Annotated in this window: 25 protein-coding genes and 1 pseudogene; 4 read left to right on the forward strand and 22 right to left on the reverse strand. The window is 42.0% G+C overall.

Features of this window, described 5'->3' with window-relative positions; translation table 11 throughout:
• Position 1: 1 nt before the first annotated feature.
• From HMPREF9965_RS06350 to HMPREF9965_RS06405, 12 genes and pseudogenes are all read right to left on the reverse strand, one after another.
• Positions 2–793 carry a DNA adenine methylase gene (locus HMPREF9965_RS06350; protein WP_000838748.1) on the reverse strand — a complete coding sequence of 264 codons (792 nt, stop codon included), beginning with the start codon at positions 791–793 and terminating at the stop codon, positions 2–4.
• Between the two features lie 3 nt (positions 794–796).
• Positions 797–2,380, reverse strand: a complete 1,584-nt coding sequence (locus tag HMPREF9965_RS06355) for a DEAD/DEAH box helicase (RefSeq protein ID WP_001177099.1) — start codon at positions 2,378–2,380, stop codon at positions 797–799.
• 10 nt (positions 2,381–2,390) lie between these two features.
• Complete coding sequence (locus HMPREF9965_RS06360; protein WP_000194052.1) at positions 2,391–2,999, reverse strand: hypothetical protein; 609 nt, start codon at positions 2,997–2,999, stop codon at positions 2,391–2,393.
• 13 nt (positions 3,000–3,012) lie between these two features.
• Positions 3,013–3,751 (reverse strand): annotated as a pseudogene (locus HMPREF9965_RS06365) (hypothetical protein).
• A gap of 2 nt (positions 3,752–3,753) precedes the next feature.
• Positions 3,754–4,179, reverse strand: a complete 426-nt coding sequence (locus HMPREF9965_RS06370) for a hypothetical protein (RefSeq protein WP_000653639.1) — start codon at positions 4,177–4,179, stop codon at positions 3,754–3,756.
• 51 nt (positions 4,180–4,230) lie between these two features.
• Entirely contained in the window at positions 4,231–5,343 is a 1,113-nt protein-coding gene (locus HMPREF9965_RS06375) for an ATP-binding protein (protein WP_001167561.1), read from the reverse strand.
• A 2-nt stretch (positions 5,344–5,345) separates the two neighbouring features.
• Entirely contained in the window at positions 5,346–5,690 is a 345-nt protein-coding gene (locus tag HMPREF9965_RS06380; protein WP_000750585.1) for a hypothetical protein, read from the reverse strand.
• A 19-nt stretch (positions 5,691–5,709) separates the two neighbouring features.
• Positions 5,710–7,035, reverse strand: a complete 1,326-nt coding sequence (locus tag HMPREF9965_RS06385; protein WP_000256378.1) for an AAA family ATPase — start codon at positions 7,033–7,035, stop codon at positions 5,710–5,712.
• A 3-nt stretch (positions 7,036–7,038) separates the two neighbouring features.
• Positions 7,039–7,236 (reverse strand): hypothetical protein, encoded by a 198-nt coding sequence (locus HMPREF9965_RS06390; RefSeq protein WP_000970851.1) that lies wholly within the window; start codon positions 7,234–7,236, stop codon positions 7,039–7,041.
• Positions 7,233–7,427, reverse strand: a complete 195-nt coding sequence (locus HMPREF9965_RS06395; protein ID WP_001050339.1) for a hypothetical protein — start codon at positions 7,425–7,427, stop codon at positions 7,233–7,235. Before HMPREF9965_RS06395 ends, HMPREF9965_RS06390 begins: the two co-directional genes overlap by 4 nt.
• Positions 7,424–7,696 carry a hypothetical protein gene (locus HMPREF9965_RS06400; RefSeq protein WP_000388507.1) on the reverse strand — a complete coding sequence of 91 codons (273 nt, stop codon included), beginning with the start codon at positions 7,694–7,696 and terminating at the stop codon, positions 7,424–7,426. The genes HMPREF9965_RS06395 and HMPREF9965_RS06400 overlap by 4 nt, the downstream gene beginning before the upstream one ends.
• Positions 7,697–7,770: 74 nt before the next feature.
• Positions 7,771–7,962 (reverse strand): DNA-binding protein, encoded by a 192-nt coding sequence (locus HMPREF9965_RS06405; protein WP_001112858.1) that lies wholly within the window; start codon positions 7,960–7,962, stop codon positions 7,771–7,773.
• Positions 7,963–8,258: 296 nt separating this feature from the next.
• Between HMPREF9965_RS06405 and HMPREF9965_RS06410 the strand changes: the two genes are divergently transcribed.
• From HMPREF9965_RS06410 to HMPREF9965_RS06425, 4 genes are all read left to right on the forward strand, one after another.
• Positions 8,259–8,642: a helix-turn-helix domain-containing protein gene (locus HMPREF9965_RS06410; protein WP_000464161.1), complete on the forward strand. Its 384-nt coding sequence runs from the start codon at positions 8,259–8,261 to the stop codon at positions 8,640–8,642.
• 2 nt (positions 8,643–8,644) lie between these two features.
• Positions 8,645–9,403 (forward strand): ImmA/IrrE family metallo-endopeptidase, encoded by a 759-nt coding sequence (locus tag HMPREF9965_RS06415; RefSeq protein WP_000090411.1) that lies wholly within the window; start codon positions 8,645–8,647, stop codon positions 9,401–9,403.
• Positions 9,404–9,534: 131 nt separating this feature from the next.
• Positions 9,535–10,206, forward strand: coding sequence for a zinc ribbon domain-containing protein (locus HMPREF9965_RS06420; protein WP_000666924.1), 672 nt, complete (start codon positions 9,535–9,537; stop codon positions 10,204–10,206).
• A 121-nt stretch (positions 10,207–10,327) separates the two neighbouring features.
• A complete protein-coding gene (locus HMPREF9965_RS06425; protein WP_000266842.1) occupies positions 10,328–11,455 on the forward strand; it encodes a tyrosine-type recombinase/integrase in 1,128 nt (375 codons plus the stop codon).
• Between the two features lie 87 nt (positions 11,456–11,542).
• Here HMPREF9965_RS06425 and whiA read toward each other — a convergent pair whose 3' ends face one another.
• The 10 genes from whiA to HMPREF9965_RS06475 form a co-directional block, all read right to left on the reverse strand.
• The gene (whiA, locus tag HMPREF9965_RS06430) at positions 11,543–12,454 is read right to left on the reverse strand and encodes a DNA-binding protein WhiA (RefSeq protein WP_000011268.1); all 912 of its coding nucleotides are present in this window, start codon (positions 12,452–12,454) and stop codon (positions 11,543–11,545) included.
• Positions 12,451–13,428: a YvcK family protein gene (locus HMPREF9965_RS06435; protein ID WP_001231063.1), complete on the reverse strand. Its 978-nt coding sequence runs from the start codon at positions 13,426–13,428 to the stop codon at positions 12,451–12,453. Before HMPREF9965_RS06435 ends, whiA begins: the two co-directional genes overlap by 4 nt.
• Positions 13,425–14,315: an RNase adapter RapZ gene (gene rapZ / locus HMPREF9965_RS06440; RefSeq protein ID WP_000163042.1), complete on the reverse strand. Its 891-nt coding sequence runs from the start codon at positions 14,313–14,315 to the stop codon at positions 13,425–13,427. The genes HMPREF9965_RS06435 and rapZ overlap by 4 nt, the downstream gene beginning before the upstream one ends.
• 51 nt (positions 14,316–14,366) lie before the next feature.
• Positions 14,367–14,747 (reverse strand): RidA family protein, encoded by a 381-nt coding sequence (locus HMPREF9965_RS06445; RefSeq protein WP_001140420.1) that lies wholly within the window; start codon positions 14,745–14,747, stop codon positions 14,367–14,369.
• Positions 14,748–14,756: 9 nt separating this feature from the next.
• On the reverse strand, positions 14,757–15,344 hold the full coding sequence (gene yihA / locus HMPREF9965_RS06450) for a ribosome biogenesis GTP-binding protein YihA/YsxC (protein WP_000405198.1): 588 nt from the start codon (positions 15,342–15,344) through the stop codon (positions 14,757–14,759).
• An 8-nt stretch (positions 15,345–15,352) separates the two neighbouring features.
• Positions 15,353–16,585, reverse strand: a complete 1,233-nt coding sequence (gene clpX / locus HMPREF9965_RS06455; RefSeq protein WP_004240351.1) for an ATP-dependent Clp protease ATP-binding subunit ClpX — start codon at positions 16,583–16,585, stop codon at positions 15,353–15,355.
• 31 nt (positions 16,586–16,616) lie between these two features.
• Positions 16,617–16,787 (reverse strand): hypothetical protein, encoded by a 171-nt coding sequence (locus tag HMPREF9965_RS13010; RefSeq protein ID WP_000442250.1) that lies wholly within the window; start codon positions 16,785–16,787, stop codon positions 16,617–16,619.
• Positions 16,787–17,293: a dihydrofolate reductase gene (locus HMPREF9965_RS06465; protein WP_000162500.1), complete on the reverse strand. Its 507-nt coding sequence runs from the start codon at positions 17,291–17,293 to the stop codon at positions 16,787–16,789. The genes HMPREF9965_RS13010 and HMPREF9965_RS06465 overlap by 1 nt, the downstream gene beginning before the upstream one ends.
• A gap of 118 nt (positions 17,294–17,411) precedes the next feature.
• Positions 17,412–18,086: a (d)CMP kinase gene (gene cmk / locus HMPREF9965_RS06470; RefSeq protein ID WP_000849392.1), complete on the reverse strand. Its 675-nt coding sequence runs from the start codon at positions 18,084–18,086 to the stop codon at positions 17,412–17,414.
• 9 nt (positions 18,087–18,095) lie between these two features.
• Positions 18,096–18,590 carry an SAG1386/EF1546 family surface-associated protein gene (locus tag HMPREF9965_RS06475; protein WP_001040898.1) on the reverse strand — a complete coding sequence of 165 codons (495 nt, stop codon included), beginning with the start codon at positions 18,588–18,590 and terminating at the stop codon, positions 18,096–18,098.
• Positions 18,591–18,611 lie beyond the last annotated feature (21 nt).

The raw sequence follows: 18,611 nt of genomic DNA on the forward strand, positions 1-18,611 counted from the left end.
TTTAAAATAATAATAATTGCTTCTTTGGTTGATAGTTCATCCAAAGAACTTCCGTTCTCGGTAGTCCTTTCTCTGCAGTCGCCGAGAACTCCACCCTTTCCCAATTTGACAAGCGTTTATTATACAAGTCGCTATCATATCCACTCAGAAGAACGTTAGCTTTGGACTGATTCAATATTTCTAATAGTTCTTCGTGGTCACGGTCATCCATTTCTACTGAATATTGCTTTCTCGTCCTCGTGCTAAGGACGTAGGGAGGGTCTACATACATGCAGACATCTTCCCGACTATATTTCTGTATCAGTTCAATGGCTGGCCGACATTCAATCTGAACATGCTTTAATCGCAATGTCATTTCTTGGACTAACTCGGGCAGATCATTCCAATGTTTGACTGCGTAGGCTCGTTCTCTGCCGTTAATATCCATTTTCCAACCAGATTTTTCAATATTTCGAAAGCCGTGGCTCATAACAGAGCGTATGACAAAATTCAGCGCTTTATCAATCTCATTCTCTGGTCGGACTTCCCAAACATTATCATAAATCCTTCGGCTGTAAGGGGTCAGAAAGATTTTTTTGGCCAGCGCCTCAGGTTCCTGTTGTATCACCTGAAAAAGATTAACCACATCATCATTTAGGTCATTAACTGTCTCAATAGCGCTAGTTTTTTTAGTAAACAATACCGCACCACTACCAAAATAGGGTTCTAGGTAGGTTTTGTGTTCAGGTAATAGTTCTACTATCCTACCAGCAAGATTCCACTTGCTACCTGGATATCGTAAAAGAGATTTCATACATCACCCCGGTACATATTCAGCTGGTCGCACTCCTGCCGGCAATCGCCAGCCATTCGCAGCAATGCGATCAATCATATTTCTAGCGTGGTCAAATTGCCACATACCAACATCCTTGAAGCCACGACCTTCTAAGAATCGAATCTGCTTTGGTGTCGTTAAACCTTCTGATTGTCGCTTGTGCAATCTGTCTAAGTATAATGCAGCTTTTCCGGCGTTGCCGATTTCATCAGGAAGTATGCCGTATTTCTCAAGCGCTTTAATTTGCTTGTCACTAGCAGGCGCCATTTCCCATCCAAAATTGGGCACATAGTTCGACAAGTCTTCAGCATGGATAGACATTTCAAATTGCAATGGATCCACTAACTTGCGTTTACGCTTGCGCATTTCTTCCAATTGTTTTGCCAAAGCCTCCTCACGCTGTGCGACGACGTCCTCGGTTGCCTTGACTTCCATATCTTCGAGGTCAAGCATAACACCAGTTTGCTCTTCCATGTTCTCAACCATTTTCTGAGCAACTTCTGGAGTCTCACAGATTAAGTGAGCTGGCCGGCATAGTTCGTGGCGTTCAGTATGCCAGAGGAAGTCTAGCAAGAGCAATTCTTTCTTGCCTGGATACAAACGAGTCCCGCGCCCTATCATCTGGCTATACAGCGCTCGTACCTTAGTAGGCCTTAGCACAACAACGCAGTCTACTGACGGGCAATCCCAGCCTTCAGTCAATAACATCGAATTACAAAGTACATTGTAGCGGTCTTTCTCAAAGTCTTCTAAAACATCCGCACGGTCCTTGGACTCTCCATTGACTTCAGCAGCGCGAAAACCTTTTGCGTTTAGAATATCTCGAAACTTCTGTGAGGTCTTCACCAAAGGCAAGAATACGACTGTCTTGCGGTCTGCACATTGCTTGGCCATTTCATCTGCTATCTGTTCCAGATATGGATCCAGTGCCGTTCCGACATCGCTCGCTTTGAAATCACCAGCTGACATACTGACGTTTGTTAAATCCAAGCTGAGCGGTATTGTCAAGGCCTTAATTTTAGATAGATACCCTTCCTGGATAGCTTGAACTAGCGAATACTCATAAGCTAAGCTGTCGAAGTAAGAACCAAGGTTCTTCATATCTCCGCGGTCAGGCGTTGCAGTTACTCCCAATACATTCGATTGTTCAAAATAACCAAGGACACGTTGATAACCGTCTGAAATAGCGTGATGAGCTTCGTCAACCACAATCGTATCGAACCAGTCAGGAGGAAATTGACTAAGTCGCTTCTCTCTCTGCATCGTCTGAACAGAACCAACTACAACACGATACCATGAACCGATAGAGGTATTCTCAGCTTTTTCTAAGGCCGTGCCGAGTCCTGTCGCAGTCTTGAGCTTGTCGCTAGCCTGCTCTAAAAGCTCTGACCTATGAGCAAGGACAAGCACACGCTTGCCCTCTTTCACTTGGTCTTCAATGATTTTGGAGAAGACGATTGTCTTTCCACATCCTGTAGGCAATACTAAGAGCGTGCGCTTGCGACCTTTAGCCCATTCAGCTTGAACAGCCTCCCGTGCTTCCTGTTGATAAGGTCTTAATTGCATCCCTTACCTCCTAGAATTGCCCAGCTTGGTATCCAGCTTGTGCTTGTGGCTGTTGTGCAAAATTCGGCTGTTGCGGTTGTTGGTAGGCTGGTTGCTGATAGTTTTGGTTACTTCCATTTTGAGGATAACTATTTTGGTTAAGCAGATTAGGACGAGTATTTAGTTGTTTTGTTACATCAACTTCATCTGCATATACCATAAAGCCTATATCGTTGTATTCATTCCCATTGGTAGAAATAGCTTTTTTTACATTACATACCCCTACAGAATTCAATACTGCATTCCAGTCCATTTTTAAAGGCTCTCCATGTTTTTTTAAACCAATTGCACCAAAGAATGCAGATAACATACCTTCTGTGCGAGAATGAAGGAATAAATTATAAGTTATTTCCTTTTTATCTCCTTCCATATTCAAAATACTCAAAGTTACAACCGCTTTGTTACATGGAGGGAGTGGATTTTTACTTCTCGAATTCGGATTCGGTATATGTCGCTGACGTTCAATTTTAGTTACCGTAAACCAGTATTCTCCGGGTTCTAAAAGTACATATGAAGAATCTTGGACGATTTCATCTTCCCATCCGAATTCACGCTCAAAATTATTGTATTGTTGTGTCATGTTGATTTCTCCTTTAAGCTAAAATAGTAATTTTTTTGTTGCTAGCAAGTTCATTTTTTAAATAATTTGCGATGCTTTCGACGGCTTCTAATTTCCATTTTCCCCCATCCTGCTTCAAAGAGCGCAAGGCTCGCCGATTTGTTGATGCGGAAGACGAATTGACTAGCAGGCTGCTCTACTTCGTTGAAAGTACGATATGGTCGCAAGGTTACTGGATTTGGAGTTTTAGCTTGTGCTAGGCTTGCTACACCATCGCGAACCGTAGCCATTTGACTGATGCCATTGTCCTGTACTTCTGCACCTTTTTCGATTTTCAAATGGCTAGCAAAATCCAAAACCAAATTACGGTCTGCATCATCGATAAACATAGACTGCAGCATAATATTGAATTCTTCCTGGTCGCGCCAATTGCTAAAAGGAATAACTGGAACGGTTGCTTTTACAGATACGAGCTGAGGACGTTTGCCATTTTCAAAATCAACTTGATCATATACAGATACTTTTTGGAAACTGTCCACGACAACTACAAGTTTACGATCACTGATGAAATCGTTATCTGATTTGAGATAGTCAACTAGACTTTTGAGTGTCTGAAGCTCAAGGATAGGTGCGTACTTACGAGGGTTAAGTTCCTGTAAGTCATATTCATTGCTATCAAAATATTCCTTCCCAGTTTCTGAACGAATAATTTTATTTTCTTTACTCGCTAGTTCGACTGCGTATGATAATGCATCTTTAATATTTTCTGTCATGGTTAGTTACCTGCTTTCTTTTGATTGTAATCAATGATTTTAGATTTTTCCTGTTGTTCCACTTTTTCAATGAGTTCGCCAGTGTCGGTTCTCATATCTCCGTTGTCATCAAAGTAAGTCTGACCTGGGATGCCGCTCTTGAGCTCATTTGCGTGAATTTTACCAGTGTCGTCGCGACCGACAATGACAGTTGTTGCAACACCTTTCTGCGGTGCTAAAGTAGATTTGACTTCCATACCTGTTTTTACGACAGTACGTTCATCGTCTGTTGACATCGTTAGTATGATAGTAACCTTGCGAGTCGCTTTAGCTTCTGTATTGAGATCCAGAATATTCTCAAGGACTTTTTCAAGTTCTTTGTCAACCTTTTCTTGTAAGGCTGTATTTGCGATTTTTGACAAATCAATTTTAATAGTTTTATCTTTCATAGATACTCCTTATTATATTTTGCTATGATTTCTAATTCCCAGAATCTACATCTAGAAGGGCAGCTCAGGATCTGCTCGCACTTGGTTTTGAATAACTTCCATAGTTGCCTGCCAATGTGCGACAATCATATCCCAGTAATCAGGAGGGAAGTTTTCAATTGGCGTGCCCAGCGGAAAGTGACCTCGTATGTATGCAACTTTTTGGAGCTCTTCTTCTGTCACGTTACCTTGAGACATGAGGTCCGTCAAACTCTTTGGCAAGTTCGCGTGATACTGTCTAGGAGTTACCTGTGGTTCGCTAGGAGCTTCATTTTGAGGCTTTTCAGCCACCTGTGACATATCGAGAGGCAATTCTTCTTGAACTTGCTCAGGGGCTTGCTGAACAGCCTGCTGAGATTTTGGAGCGACTGTCTGTGGTTGTGGCTGTTGTGTATGCACTTGCTGATTCGCAAAGATATGAGCAATCCCTGCATAATGGAACGGTAATTCATCAGGTAATTCATGTCGGTTCTTGGCATCCCAAGCCGGTCGATGATTGGTGTACATCACGCGCTCACCACCCTGCGCCTTTTTCTTGCCGTTCTCGGCCGTCATGACTAAGGTCTTGTAATTGGCAAATAGAACCATGTCCGCCCATTCTTTCACTAGTGGAGCAGTCTTAGAGCCTGTCTTTTGACCAAGTTTCAATTCATATCGGTCGTATGACCCCATCTCATCTGGCTGTTCAAACTTCTTAATTTGAGCGTGTGCAGTCAATACCACGTTGATGCCCATATCAACCAAGTCAGAAAGACTATTCAAGAAACGTCCCATTTCTTCTTGGACATAGGTATAACCCTTACCCCATCCGAAATCTTCAATCCCTTTCTTGCCATGCTGAGCGCAGACATCGGCGACCGCCATGGACTCCGCCCAGTCGATTGTATCAATGACGAGCGTCCCGCACTCGGTCGGATTGGCTTTGATAAAAGCAATCTCATTGATGAGCATGGTCCAGCTGGTCGGCTTGTCTAATCTAGCTACATCCATGTTATCTGTCGAGCCTTCCGTATCAATGAAGACAGCATTTGGGAATTCAGCTGCAAACGTAGACTTGCCAATTCCTTCAGGACCATAAATAACAACTTTTTGAGCTCGTGCTCGTTTTCCTCTTGTAATTTGCATGTTTAGTCATCCTCCAATCCATTTGCCAACATAGCAAGAAACTTTTTGAACGACTCAGATTTTGAATTCTCGGTTTTGTCTGTTAAATCTTCCGGTTCTTCACCGTCAAGTGTTTTAAGCTCATACGTTGCAGTCACTTCGAGCAATTCACAATTTAATGCATTCGCTAGTTTTGTAAAATCTTCAATTTGTACTTTTGTCGCTTCAACTTCATTTTTAGCAGCACGTTTCAATCTTTCTGTATATTCTGCTGAATAAGCAAGAGTTTGTTCTTTGCTTTTATATTTCGATAAAAAGTCACCTGTTTTTTTGTTACGAAATACAATAAAAGTTTCTGTTTTTTTCATGATTGTTCTCCTTTAGTTTTTAAAATCCACCTTGCCATGTAGCCGATGCTGCAGCGTTTGCTACCCCACTTACTAAACTGTTTTGAGCAGCAAAAACAAATTTTTCCGGCTTCACGCTATACCCGTCTTCAATCAGGATGCTACATTCGTCTCCTGTTGATACCCGTGTCGCGATTGCTTGCAAACCTTCTTGTTCAAGCCATGCGCCAAATTCTTGCAAGGTCTGCTGATCCATTTGCTCCAGCTTGTCAATCAAGACAAATCCACATTCTGGCTTCAATTTGCGCACGATTGCAGTAGCAACTTGCAGCTGCTGACTACCAGACATGTTATCCCAGCGCTGGCCAAGATAGAGTAATTCGCCGTCATCCACGGACAAGCCAGGCAACGGTAAATCTGCATTGGTGAGCAAGTCTGTCTTCTGCTTGCGGATGTCAGCAATCACATTATCAAGTTCCTTGTATTGCTCGCGATAACCCTTAGCATCTTCTTCGGCTTTATCCTTGTCCAGATTAGCACGCACTTTACGATTAATTTCGTCAATCTCTGCGATGTTGTTTTCAATCTCCTCAGTTGATTCATCGAGAAGATCCATGGCATCGGTATTTGCGATAGCCAAGTCTTGAGCTAACTGACTTTCTTTTTCTTTGGCATCGGCCAGCAATTGCTCCAGACGTTCAACCTCTGCAGTTGCTGAAGCGTGTTGACTCCGGATAGATACTAAGTTCTGACGCTTACGAGCATTCTCGCCATTCTTAGCAAGGATGGCCTGTTGTTGTTGGATAAGCTCAGAGATAGAGACTAGTTCTTTCGGCGCATCTGGATAGTAAGGTTGTTCTTTCGCGAACTTTTCCTTTTGGTCAGCAATCACACCGATTGCGTGGCGCTCATCATATTTGGCTTTCTCCTGCATTTCCAGTTCAGCCAATTGCGGACCAACTCCGATGATTTGCAGCAAGGTCTTCGCTTTCTCTTTGCTGGTCTGCTCCATGAATTTTGGCAAGTTGATAGCTAGTTCTTCCACGAAGCTATCCAACAAGTTTTGTCCTGCTTTATTACCGCTTGGATCGATGACTTTGAGCGTGCTATTCTTACCGCTACGTTCTACAATCAGGCCGTTTGAGAGCGTGATTTTAAGACTCGGCGGTATCGTGCTACCTTCACGCTGAGCTTGGCTAGGTTTGTACTTATTACCTCCTAACGCCCAAGCAATAGCGTCCAACACGCTTGTTTTCCCTTGGTTGTTGTTTCCACCGACGATGGTCAGACCAGTTGCAGACGGCTCTAGTTTGACCGCTTTAACACGCTTGACGTTTTCGATTTCTAGTTTATTGATTGTTACCATCTTCTACTCCTTAACTAGCCCTTCCGGCGGTTGCACGTCATAAGTAAATTGCTTATCTGAATTTCTCAGGTTCATCCGTGCGACATTGTTAGCTATTTGCTGACGATCTTTTTGTTTCATTTCAGCGTGGTCATCTAGTTTATTTACTAGCGACCACAGGACGATTCCGATGATTGTTACCAGATAAATGTATTCCATCATTTTACATTCTCCTTTTCTTTGTAGATTGCTACAATTTTTTCAAGATCAGCAATACGCTGATTGGCATTTTGAAGTTTTTCCTGTGATTCAATCAGTGATTGATTGAGGTCCAGAGCGACCTCTTTCCAGTCGAGATTGGTTTCTTCGACCTCTTCCGAAAAGTAGTTTTTAATTCTTGCTAGTAGGTTCATCCGACTGACCTCATTTTCTTGCTTTTCACCATTTCTTTTTTCCAATCTCGACTGCCTCTGTATTTCAGGTAGGCATCAAAACCTTTAATCGTGACAAGTTGGCCATCATTCCTAAGATGCTTCTGTTGGCTAGGTAGCTTCTTCATCTCGCGTCTCATGTCTCCCGCTTGTCGCTTTGAGCATCCAAAGATGTGTTCTAATTCTTCATCATTAGCAGAGACTTTTTCAATAATCACATCTTTGATTCTTACAATTTCAACTGCTTCCATTTTTGCTCCTTTCGTGTTATAATTCAATTAGTTATTTTGATTAGCGCCTGACTTCTGTTAGGTGCTTTTTTGTGCTACTCAATCCCATAATCTTCAATAACCTGAAGAATGAAACTGTTTGCTCGTGGACCTTTTGTCGTCCCACTTAGAATGTTTGTTACTTCCTGTCGCTTAAAGCCGTAAGCAACCGCTAGAGTTGTCTTTTTAATGCCTTTCTCTTTTAAGAAAGCATTAACCTTTTCACGACCGTTTGCGATATCTGGCATATGCGTTCCTCCTTTTTACACTTTATGTAAATAAGAAACAACTAAATTTTTAACTATTTTTCTGCATTACACTTGACAACTCACACCAAATTGGCTAAAATGAAAGCATAATAAAAACAATGATAAATCTATAAATACCGTTCGCCAAAACATTTTTATAATTTATTTTCTTAGTTGTTTTTTTAGTTATTTCTTACTTACAAAAAACATTTTACACCATTTGGGATAATTAGACAATCTTTTTACACCAAATTTGTTAAATTTTTTTGTAATGTCTTAGAAAGGTTGATTTAACAATGTTTGAGACATTTGAAAAAATTAAAGAATTAGCAAAAAAGCGTGGAAAAGCTCTTGGGCAAGTCGAAGAAGACTTGGGTTATGGCAGAAATACACTGTATAAGATAAAAAACTCTACGCCAAATGCTGAGCGTATCGCAGAAATTGCTAACTACTTCAACGTATCCACCGATTATTTACTCGGACGGACAGATAATCCTGCTATTGCAAAGGATAACAAGGAAAATGCATATCTTGGTCCAGCTGAGACTGAACTTGTCGCAGTGTTCAGAAATCAGACCCAGAACATGACCGAGGAAGAAAAGGTTCGTTTTAATAAGGCGATTGAAAGCTTGATGGTAACTGCTAAAACCCTGATGGACGATGACAGTAAGTGGAGGTAATTATGGCTAGAGAAATTATTTCCCGTAGACAGTACATCCAACACTGGGATTACGCTGTCCCGGTGATCGAAGCAGTGTCTCGACAGAATAATATTCCACTTGAACAAGTTACTTTTCAGCACATCATCCGTTACTTTGAACAGACTTACAGCCTTCATTTTATCTTCTTTGAAAAGGACCCGTTTCCTATGCTCCCTTCAGCCGGTCTACTTGGTTCTGAGCACATTAAATATCGAGGACTTGTCAATAATCCAGATGTCACTTACTTGGATGATATCATCTGTAAGCACAATGACGGCTTTACCATTTATAGCAAAGAAAAAGAAAAGTACCTTGTTTATATCAATCAAACACATATCAAAAGACGGGTTATCTTTACCATTTTGCATGAATTAGCCCATATTGCAGCCCATTTTAGCACAGGTCATTCTGATGAGGTCGCCCTCGCTTGCGCTAACAACTATCAGAGCAATCCGCTAGAGATAGAAGCTAACACCATGGCCTCTCTCTTTTACATCAATAATGAGCGCATGGTCTGGCACCTCAAAAACAAGCACTCATACGAGCAAATTAAACAAGCAAATACAATCAGCGATAATGCCCTTTTCAATCGATTAGTTGATTTTGTTCATTATCGGATATTGAGTTATGGTGAATATTTATTGGACGATCAACAGCAACGACGAGCGGCTATTGACCTCGTTACAAAATACAAGCGAGGGAACAATATCTTACAACAATATTATGATATTGACGTGTAATGCTAAAAGCAGATGTGATAGCTGATTCATTGTAGCGAGGTATTGAGAAAACTAAAAAACCATAACCTCGTTGGCTATGGGTAAAAAAAGAGTATAAAGATTTTTAAATAGTTATTATTTTGGAGGTTATTATGAAATTCTGTCCTGAATGTGGCAATCCAGTAGAGGGCTACAAGTTCTGTCCAAATTGCGGTTATTCTATCGCTAACCAACCGCAAACAGAACAACCTCAAACAACTACAAAACCAGTCTCTCCTACTCCTACTGCTAGAAGCAAACGAACGGATAAAGTCGGACCACTTGAGATTGATAGATATAATCGCACCTATCGAATAAATGGAGCACGCAAAGCGAAAGGTTCGTCTGGATTGGTCGGAGGAGCAATTAAAGGAACAGCGAAAGTAGGTCTTGCCATGGGGACGATGGGATTGTCTTTGATACCGTCCTTGGTCAAGAAAGATAAGAATGACACAGATTGGTATTCGTTCGAGGATTTGGTATCGTACGAATTGATTATCAATAATCAAACGGTTGTTTCTGGAGGAGTTGGTCAAGCATTGATTGCAGGCGCTATGTTTGGCGCTATTGGTGCTGTTGCAGGCGGTATTGTTGCAAAAAGAAAATCAACTTCTAAAATTTTAAACATGACAGTTCGTGTAACCTCAAATGACTTCACCAAACCAGTCGTATTTATCGATTTGATTAGAAAGCCGGTAAAGAACATATCAAAAGAATATAAGGAAGCCGTCGAGAACGCTCAACGAATCATGGGAGCCTTGGATGTTATCGTCCATAATTCGTAAATAAAAAACCCCCACACTCGCCATCGCCAAACGTTGAGTGTGAGGATATCCTGTATAAGAAATAACCATTCAAAAGGTCGTTTTCTTATACCCATTTTACCAAAAAGTGAGGTTAAAATCAATGTGGATGGAAGAATTGCCAAACGGCAAATATAAATTTTTTGAGCGATACAAAGATCCATATACTGAGAAATTAAAAAAAGTTTCAGTAACCATGGAGAAAAAGACTCCCCAGGCAAGAAATCAAGCTGCGATTTTACTGCAGGAAAAGATAAATAAAAAACTTAGCACAAAACAAGTAGAGAGCATTACCTTTGAAGAAATTTATAAATTGTTCTATAAATCCTGGTCACAAACAGTCAAAGAATCCACAAAACATAATTGTAAGTCAGTTGATAAGACAATGAAACAAGTCATACCATCTGATACTCTACTAGCCAATCTTGACAGGCGCTTTCTTCAGCAGGCTATTGAAAAAGTTATTGATAGCAATGGATATATTACAGCTAAAAAAGTTAGGCACAGACTCAGAGGTATATTCAAGTACGCCGTTCAATACTCTTATATCGAGAATAACGAGGTGGATTATACTACGATTCCTCAAAAACCAAAGACTTTAGAAGATCTAGAAAAGAAACGTAATAATTTCCTTACCATGCAAGAAATAAAAGCACTTGTTGATGTTCTTAATAATCGAGAATATCATCAGAAGTACGCTGATATGGTGCTTGTACTTGCTTTGACCGGCATGAGATATGGTGAACTAGCTGCCTTACAACTAAAAAATATAGATTTTCAGAACAAAAAAATTGAGATTACAGGTAATTATGATTCAGTTAGCAAAATCAAGACGCTTCCAAAGACTACAAATTCAATACGGACAATCAAAGTATCAGAGACTGTCATAGAAGCTATCAAAAGGCAGATAGTGCGACTTAGTGAACGGTTCCAGCCTTTATCTAGTGAGGATTATATTTTCTGTTTTGAAAGATGGAATCAACCTACAACAATAGCTTGCTTCATACAGATATTAAAAAAATATGGAAAACAAGCAAAAATAGAAAAAAATTTATCCAGCCATATATTTAGACACTCCCACATTTCATTCTTAGCAGAGTCGGGGTTACCTATCAAATCAATAATGGATCGAGTTGGGCACTCGAATGCTAAGATGACTCTGGAGATCTATTCTCATACTACTGAAGATATGGAGGATAAACTTGTCAATAAATTGGATGCTATTTTTTAATTCTGCCCCTTGGTTGCCCCTTTTTAGTTTTAGAACACAACAAATCCCCTTGAAAACATTGATAATTCAAGGGGTTGTTTTATATCACTATAATTCATCTGCTATTTTATTGATCTTTCTAAGTCTGTGGTTGACACCACTTTTGGTCAGGGGATTGCTCAGGCTATCTGCCAACTGCTGGATAGAGTAGTCTGGGTGCTGGATTCGCAAGCGAGCTACCTCTTGCAAATCCACGGGTAAATTTTCCAAGCCCATTCTATCTTTGATTTTACTGATATTATTGATAGTCTTCATGCTGGCAGAAACTGTCCGAGCGATATTGGCTGTTTCAGCGTTATTGGCTCGATTGAGATCGTTACGGGTTTCACGCAAAATCTTGACACGCTCAAAATTATCACGCGCCTGCATAGCCCCAATCACAATCAAGAAATCCATGATGTCTTCTGCACGTTGGAGATAGGTAACTGCACCTTTCTTTCGCTCAATAACCTTTGCATCCAGCAAAAACTGCTGGAGGAGAGAGGCCAGTCCCTGGGCATGGTCCAGATAAACGGAACTGATCTCCAACTGGTACTTGCCAGACTCAGGATCTCGGATGCTGCCATTTGCCAGAAAGGCCCCACATAAGTAAGCACGACCAGCTTCTTCATCTGCTAAAATATCAGGATCAATACCTGTCTCCAAACCAAAGAAGGAATCCGCAAGCCGCAAATCAGCTAAAAGCTCCTGCACTCTCTCATCGGTATAGACCGTATAGACACGATTCTTGCGAAGATTGCTTCTCTGATGGTGACGAATTTCTGACTTGATATCATAAAAATGGAGAAAGGACTCATAGAGATGTCTAGCCAACTTGGCATTTTCAGTCACCACTGACAAGGTCAGGCCAGAAGTCGAGAGACCAATACTGCCAGACATCTTGATGATGGCAGACAATTCATGACGACTGAGGTGGTGTTGACCAAGAATCTCCTCTTTTACTGCGACTGTGAAACTCATTTTCGCACCTGTATAATTCGCATCAATTCATCCACAATCAAATCGCCATCGTGGAAGGCTCCTCCATTTTCCAAACGAAGGAAGTTGGATGAAATCACACGAGGGACCTGCTGGCAAAGACCAGCAAAATCATGCTCTACCTGAACCAAATATTCATCAAAACGGTTGGTATTCATGTATTCTCTAGGAACTTGCTCGATATTCACCAGAACCGTATCAATGAAGGGACGCCCTAGATGACGATGGAGAACTTCCACGTGGTCACTGTCTGAAAAGTGCTCTGTTTCCCCACGCTGGGTCATGATATTGCAGACATAGGCTATCTCCGCCTTGGTCTCTAAGAGAGCCTGCCCAATCTCCTCAATGACAATATTGGGCAAAATCGATGTAAAGAGGGAACCAGGCCCCAAGACGATCATATCACTCTCGAGAATAGTATTGACTACTCGACGACTGGCTTGCGGTGTTTCATCATCCAAGGTATTGGTCACATAGACATGGTCGATCATGCCTGGATGATCTGCAATGTGGCTCTCACCTGCCACCTCAGAACCGTCTTTAAAGACTGCATGCAGTGTCAAAGGTTGATCGCTTGAGGGGTAGATCTTTCCTGTTGTGTGAAAGAACTTACTGAGTAATTGCATAGCATTGTAGGTAGATCCTTGCATTTCAGAAAGCCCTGCTATGATGATATTTCCTAGCGGATGACCCGCAAAAGCTCCAGCCTCTTCTGAAAATCGGTACTGAAAAACCTTCTCATAAAACTTAGGCATATCTGACATGGCTACCAGAACATTTCGAAGATCACCAGGCGGTGTCAGCTGTTGGATATTCTTTCTTAGCTCACCAGAAGATCCACCATCATCGGCGACTGTTACGATGGCTGCAATCTCAACATCCTTTTCCCGCAAACTTTTCAAAATGACGGGGATACCAGTTCCTCCACCAATCACCGTTATTTTAGGTTTTCTCATGAACGGTTTACCGTTTCCTTTCTTCGATCTTTGTCACGATGGCTTTCATTGACAGGCCAGTTTTTAGCAAGGTCCTCAGCTATGCGCTTGGCAAAGGCAACACTACGGTGCTGTCCACCTGTACATCCCACTGCAATGGTCAAAACGGACTTGCCTTCTTTTTTGTAACTTGGCAAGATTGGCTCAATCAAGGCGAGCAAGTGCTGATAGAAACTTTCCGATTCTGCATGTTTCATTACATAGTTATAGACAGGCTCATCCAGCCCCGTTTGATTACGCAGCTCTGGTAGGTAATAGGGATTTGGCAAGAAACGGACATCAAATACCAAGTCCGCATCGATAGGGATACCATACTTGAATCCAAAAGACATGACCTCGATACGGAAAGACTGGGCTTGTTCTTGGTCCGAAAATTGCTCAGCAATGGTTTTACGAAGTTCACGCGGAGTGAGTTCTGTCGTATCCACCACATTTTGGCTCATGTTTTTCAAAGGTGCTAAGAGTTCACGTTCCAGCTTGATGCCATCTAAAATCCGACCATCAGCAGCTAGAGGGTGACTTCGTCTAGTTTCCTTATAGCGTGCCACCAATTCCTTATCCGCTGCGTCTAAAAAGAGGATTTTAAAGTCCAAATCGTCTTGGTTTTCCAATTCATCCAAAACAGCCTGAATCTCTGAGAAGAAAGAACGGCTCCGCATATCCACCACTAGAGCTAACTTATGGTCATCATCCTTGGTCTCAACCAACTGCAAGAACTTTGGCAATAGGGCTGGTGGCATATTGTCAATAGTGAAATATCCCAAATCCTCGAAGGACTGAATGGCTACCGTTTTCCCTGCGCCACTCATCCCTGTCACAATTACCAGGTGAAGTTGTTTCTTTGTCATCTATCTCTCCTTATATCAAAAAAAGTTTGGCAGAGCCAAACTTCAACTAGCTTATCCAATCTCTGCGATCACTTCAATTTCGACTTTTACATCACGAGGAAGACGTGCAACCTCTACAGCTGAACGAGCTGGAAATTCCTCTTTAAAGGCCGTTTGGTAAACCTCGTTAAAAGGAACAAAGTCATTCATATCGCTCAAGAAGCAAGTTGTTTTGACAACATGATCAAAGTCTGTTCCTGCTTCAGCCAAAATAGCACCGATATTTTTTAAAACTTGTTCTGTTTGTTCTTGGATCGTTTCTCCAACTATTTCCCCAGTTTCAGGAGATAGGGGAACTTGCCCACTAGCAAATAAAAGATTGCCAACGATTTTTCCTTGAACATAGGGTCCGATTGCTTTTGGAGCCTTGTCTGTGTGAATTGTTTTTGCCATTTCTTTCCCTCACAATTTTTCTAATATTGCATCCCAAGCCTGATCCATCCCTGCCTTGCTGACTGATGAAAAGAGGACGAAATCGTCACTTGGGTCGAAGTTTAATTTCTTTTTGATTGCTGATTCGTGCTTGTTCCACTTACCACGAGGAATCTTGTCCGCCTTGGTCGCAACGATGATAACCGGAATCTCATAATACTTGAGAAATTCGTACATCTGCACATCATCTGCTGACGGGTCGTGACGGAGATCCACCAAACTGACCACGGCACGGAGATTTTCACGAGTTGTCAGGTACTCCTCAATCATGCGCCCCCACTTTTCACGTTCCTTTTTGGAAACGCGGGCATAGCCATAACCTGGTACATCCACAAAACGCATCTTGTCATCAATATTAAAGAAGTTGAGAAGCTGGGTTTTCCCAGGTTTCCCTGAAGTACGGGCTAGATTTTTGCGGTTCAACATGGTGTTGATAAAGCTGGACTTCCCGACATTTGAACGACCTGCAAGGGCAATCTCTGGCAGGTCATCCTGCGGATAGTGGGACTTGTTGGCTGCACTGAGCAAGATTTCAGCATTGTGTGTATTGATTTCCATAGTCACCTCTAGGCTGTTTCTAGAATGGGTTTATCCGTTCCATCAACAGCTTCTTTTGTGATGCGGACTAATTTCACATTTTCCTGACTCGGTACTTCAAACATAACGTCTAGCATGGTTTCTTCGATAATTGATCGAAGACCACGCGCACCAGTTTTGCGTTCGATAGCCTTATTGGCGATTTCTTGAAGGGCTTCGTCGTCAAATTCCAACTCAACGTCATCATAAGAAAGCAAGGTTTGGTATTGTTTGACCAAGGCATTTCTTGGCTCTTTCAAGATGCGAACCAAGTCATCGACCGTCAATTGCTCAAGAGCAGCAAAGACAGGCAAGCGTCCAATCAACTCAGGGATAATACCGAATTTTTGAATATCTTCAGCGATGATTTCTTGCATGTAGGAGCTGTTTTCGTCAATCGCCTTGTTATTTTGTCCAAAGCCAATAACTTTTTCACCCAAACGTTGTTTAACGATTTCTTCGATGCCGTCAAAAGCACCACCCACGATGAAGAGGATATTCTTGGTATCCACCTGAATCATCTCTTGTTGTGGATGTTTGCGTCCACCTTGAGGCGGCACGCTAGCGACAGTTCCCTCAATAATCTTAAGAAGGGCTTGTTGCACTCCTTCACCCGAAACGTCACGTGTGATAGACACATTCTCGCTCTTCTTGGCAATCTTGTCAATTTCATCCACGTAGATAATCCCACGCTCCGCACGTTCGATGTTAAAGTCAGCAGCCTGCAAGAGTTTGAGGAGGATGTTTTCCACGTCCTCACCTACATAACCAGCCTCAGTCAGAGCTGTCGCATCTGCGATAGCAAAGGGCACGTTCAAGCTCTTAGCCAAAGTCTGAGCAAGGAAGGTTTTCCCAGAACCAGTTGGGCCAATCATCAAGATGTTGGACTTCTGCAAATCCACATCTTCTGACTCTTCACGAGTATCATGGAAATTGATGCGTTTGTAGTGGTTGTAAACCGCCACTGCCAAGGCACGTTTGGCACGATCTTGACCGATCACATAGTGGTTCAAGATATTGAGGAGTTCGATTGGTTTTGGTACTTCAGACAAGTCTGCCAAGACTTCCTCAGCCAACTCCTCCCGAATGATCTCCTGAGCCAACTCCACACATTCATTACAGATAAAGGCATTGTTCCCAGCGATTATTTTCTTTACTTCTTCTTGGCTTTTGCCACAAAATGAGCAATAAACCATCATATCATTTTTCCTATTTGTAGGCATGATTTCCTTCCGTTCTATATTTTCATTCTATCTAAAATAAGGTCATATAAAAAGCATGGACACTGTTTACCAGATTGGTAAAAGCATTCAGCCAGAGTAAGGCAGACAGTCCATAGCGCTTCTTACGAAAAGCCTGTGCTCCCGCCAAGATACAGATTACACACAAGAATGCTGTAAAAAATCCAAATATACTGCGCTCCATTAGACTTCCTTTCTCTTTCGGTATTGGATGGTAAAATCATAGTTGTTTTTCTCATCTCGGGTATAGGATTTGCTTGCGACTGTCTCAAAAAGAGACAAGTCAAAATCCTCAGGAAAATAGGTGTCCCCCTCCACCTGAGCATGAATCTGTGTCACGATGATTTCATCTAAATAGGGCTCAAAAGCCTGAAAAATCTGTTTTCCACCAATGATATAGAGATTTTTTTCCTGACTCTGATACCACGCTAAAACAGACTCCACATCTTGAAACACAAGCGCTCCATCCACGACTTCGTCACTGTTTCGTGTCAAAATCAAGGTTTGGCGTTTGGGAAGCAGACGACGACCCATTCCATCAAAGGTCACTCGTCCCATCAAGATGGCGTGATTTAAAGTTGTTTCCTTAAAATGCTGTAATTCTGCTGGCAAATGCCAAGGAAGACGCTCTTCTTTGCCAATCACACCTTTTTCATCTTGGGCCCAAATGGCTACGATTTTCTTTGTCATGCTTCCATCCTTTTCATTGATACTACTATTTTATCAAAAAACTCCCAAAAAGACTGTTTTCAAATGCTCCCCAAAGAGAGAAAAGAAGCAGGCTAGTCTTAGCCTGCTTCACCTGTCACTAGGACATGCGTTTTTTTGCTTCTGATTCAATTTTTTCGACCACTTCTTGGATACTTAATCCAGTTGTGTCAAGGTAAACTGCATCCTCTGCCTGTTTAAGAGGCGAGGTTTCGCGATGACTATCTTTGTAATCACGTGCCGCAATCTCTTCTTTCAGCGTTTCCAAGTCAGTCTCAATCCCTTTAGCAATATTTTCCTTGTAACGTCGTTCTGCTCTTTCTTCAACAGAAGCCACTAGAAAAATCTTGAGTTCAGCTTGTGGTAAAACAACTGTCCCGATATCACGCCCATCCATGACGATACCACCTTGCTGGGCAATCTCTTGCTGGAGCGAAACCAGTTTCTCACGCACCTCAGGAATGGCCGCAATGCTTGAAACCTTGTTGGTCACTTCATTTTCACGAATCGGATGAGTAATATCAACATCGCCAACAAAGACAAGTTGCTCACCTGTTTCCGAACGTCCAAAACTAATAGGGTGTTGGTTCAGAAGTTCAAGAAGTTGGTCTACATTTCCTGCATCCAACTGGTGCTTGAGTGCTATATAAGTCGCAGCACGATACATGGCACCTGTATCAAGATAAGTGTAACCAAAATCCTTAGCAATAATCTTTGCGACTGTACTCTTACCACTGGAAGCAGGACCATCAATAGCAATTTGAATTGTCTTCATTTCCGACTCCTATCTAGTCTTGATGACATCACCAGGGTTGGCAAACCAAGTTCCTGATGACATATGAGAAGGATTCAGAGCTTCTAGCTGGGCAATGGAAATCCCTGCACGCTGAGCGAGAGCTGCTTCTCCTTCTCCAGGTTGCACAGTAAGCGTTCCTTCTCCATCTGTGTGTTCTTCAGAACTACTTTCTGAAGGAGTTGATTCTTTCGTTTCTTGAGCTTTACTAGTAGAGGAAGAAGACTCTTCCACTTTAGAGGTTGACGATGGAGCTGAAGAATTATAAAAATCCTTCAAAGCCGCCGTGCGGTTACTTCCTCCAGTAGAAAGGTAAATCAATACGACAACCATCGCTACAACGATTACAAAGAAGAGGCTAGCTAGAATGGTCAAGACACGATTGGCAACAACACCTTTTCCTTTTTGTTTACGGTGACGACGCTCTAATCTTGTTTCTTCTTCTCTGTTGTCATAAATATCTTCTTGCCACGGTTCTTTTGCCATACCTTACTCCTTGTATTTTTT

Source organism: Streptococcus mitis bv. 2 str. SK95, assembly GCF_000222705.1.
GTDB classification, from domain to species: domain Bacteria; phylum Bacillota; class Bacilli; order Lactobacillales; family Streptococcaceae; genus Streptococcus; species Streptococcus mitis_AY.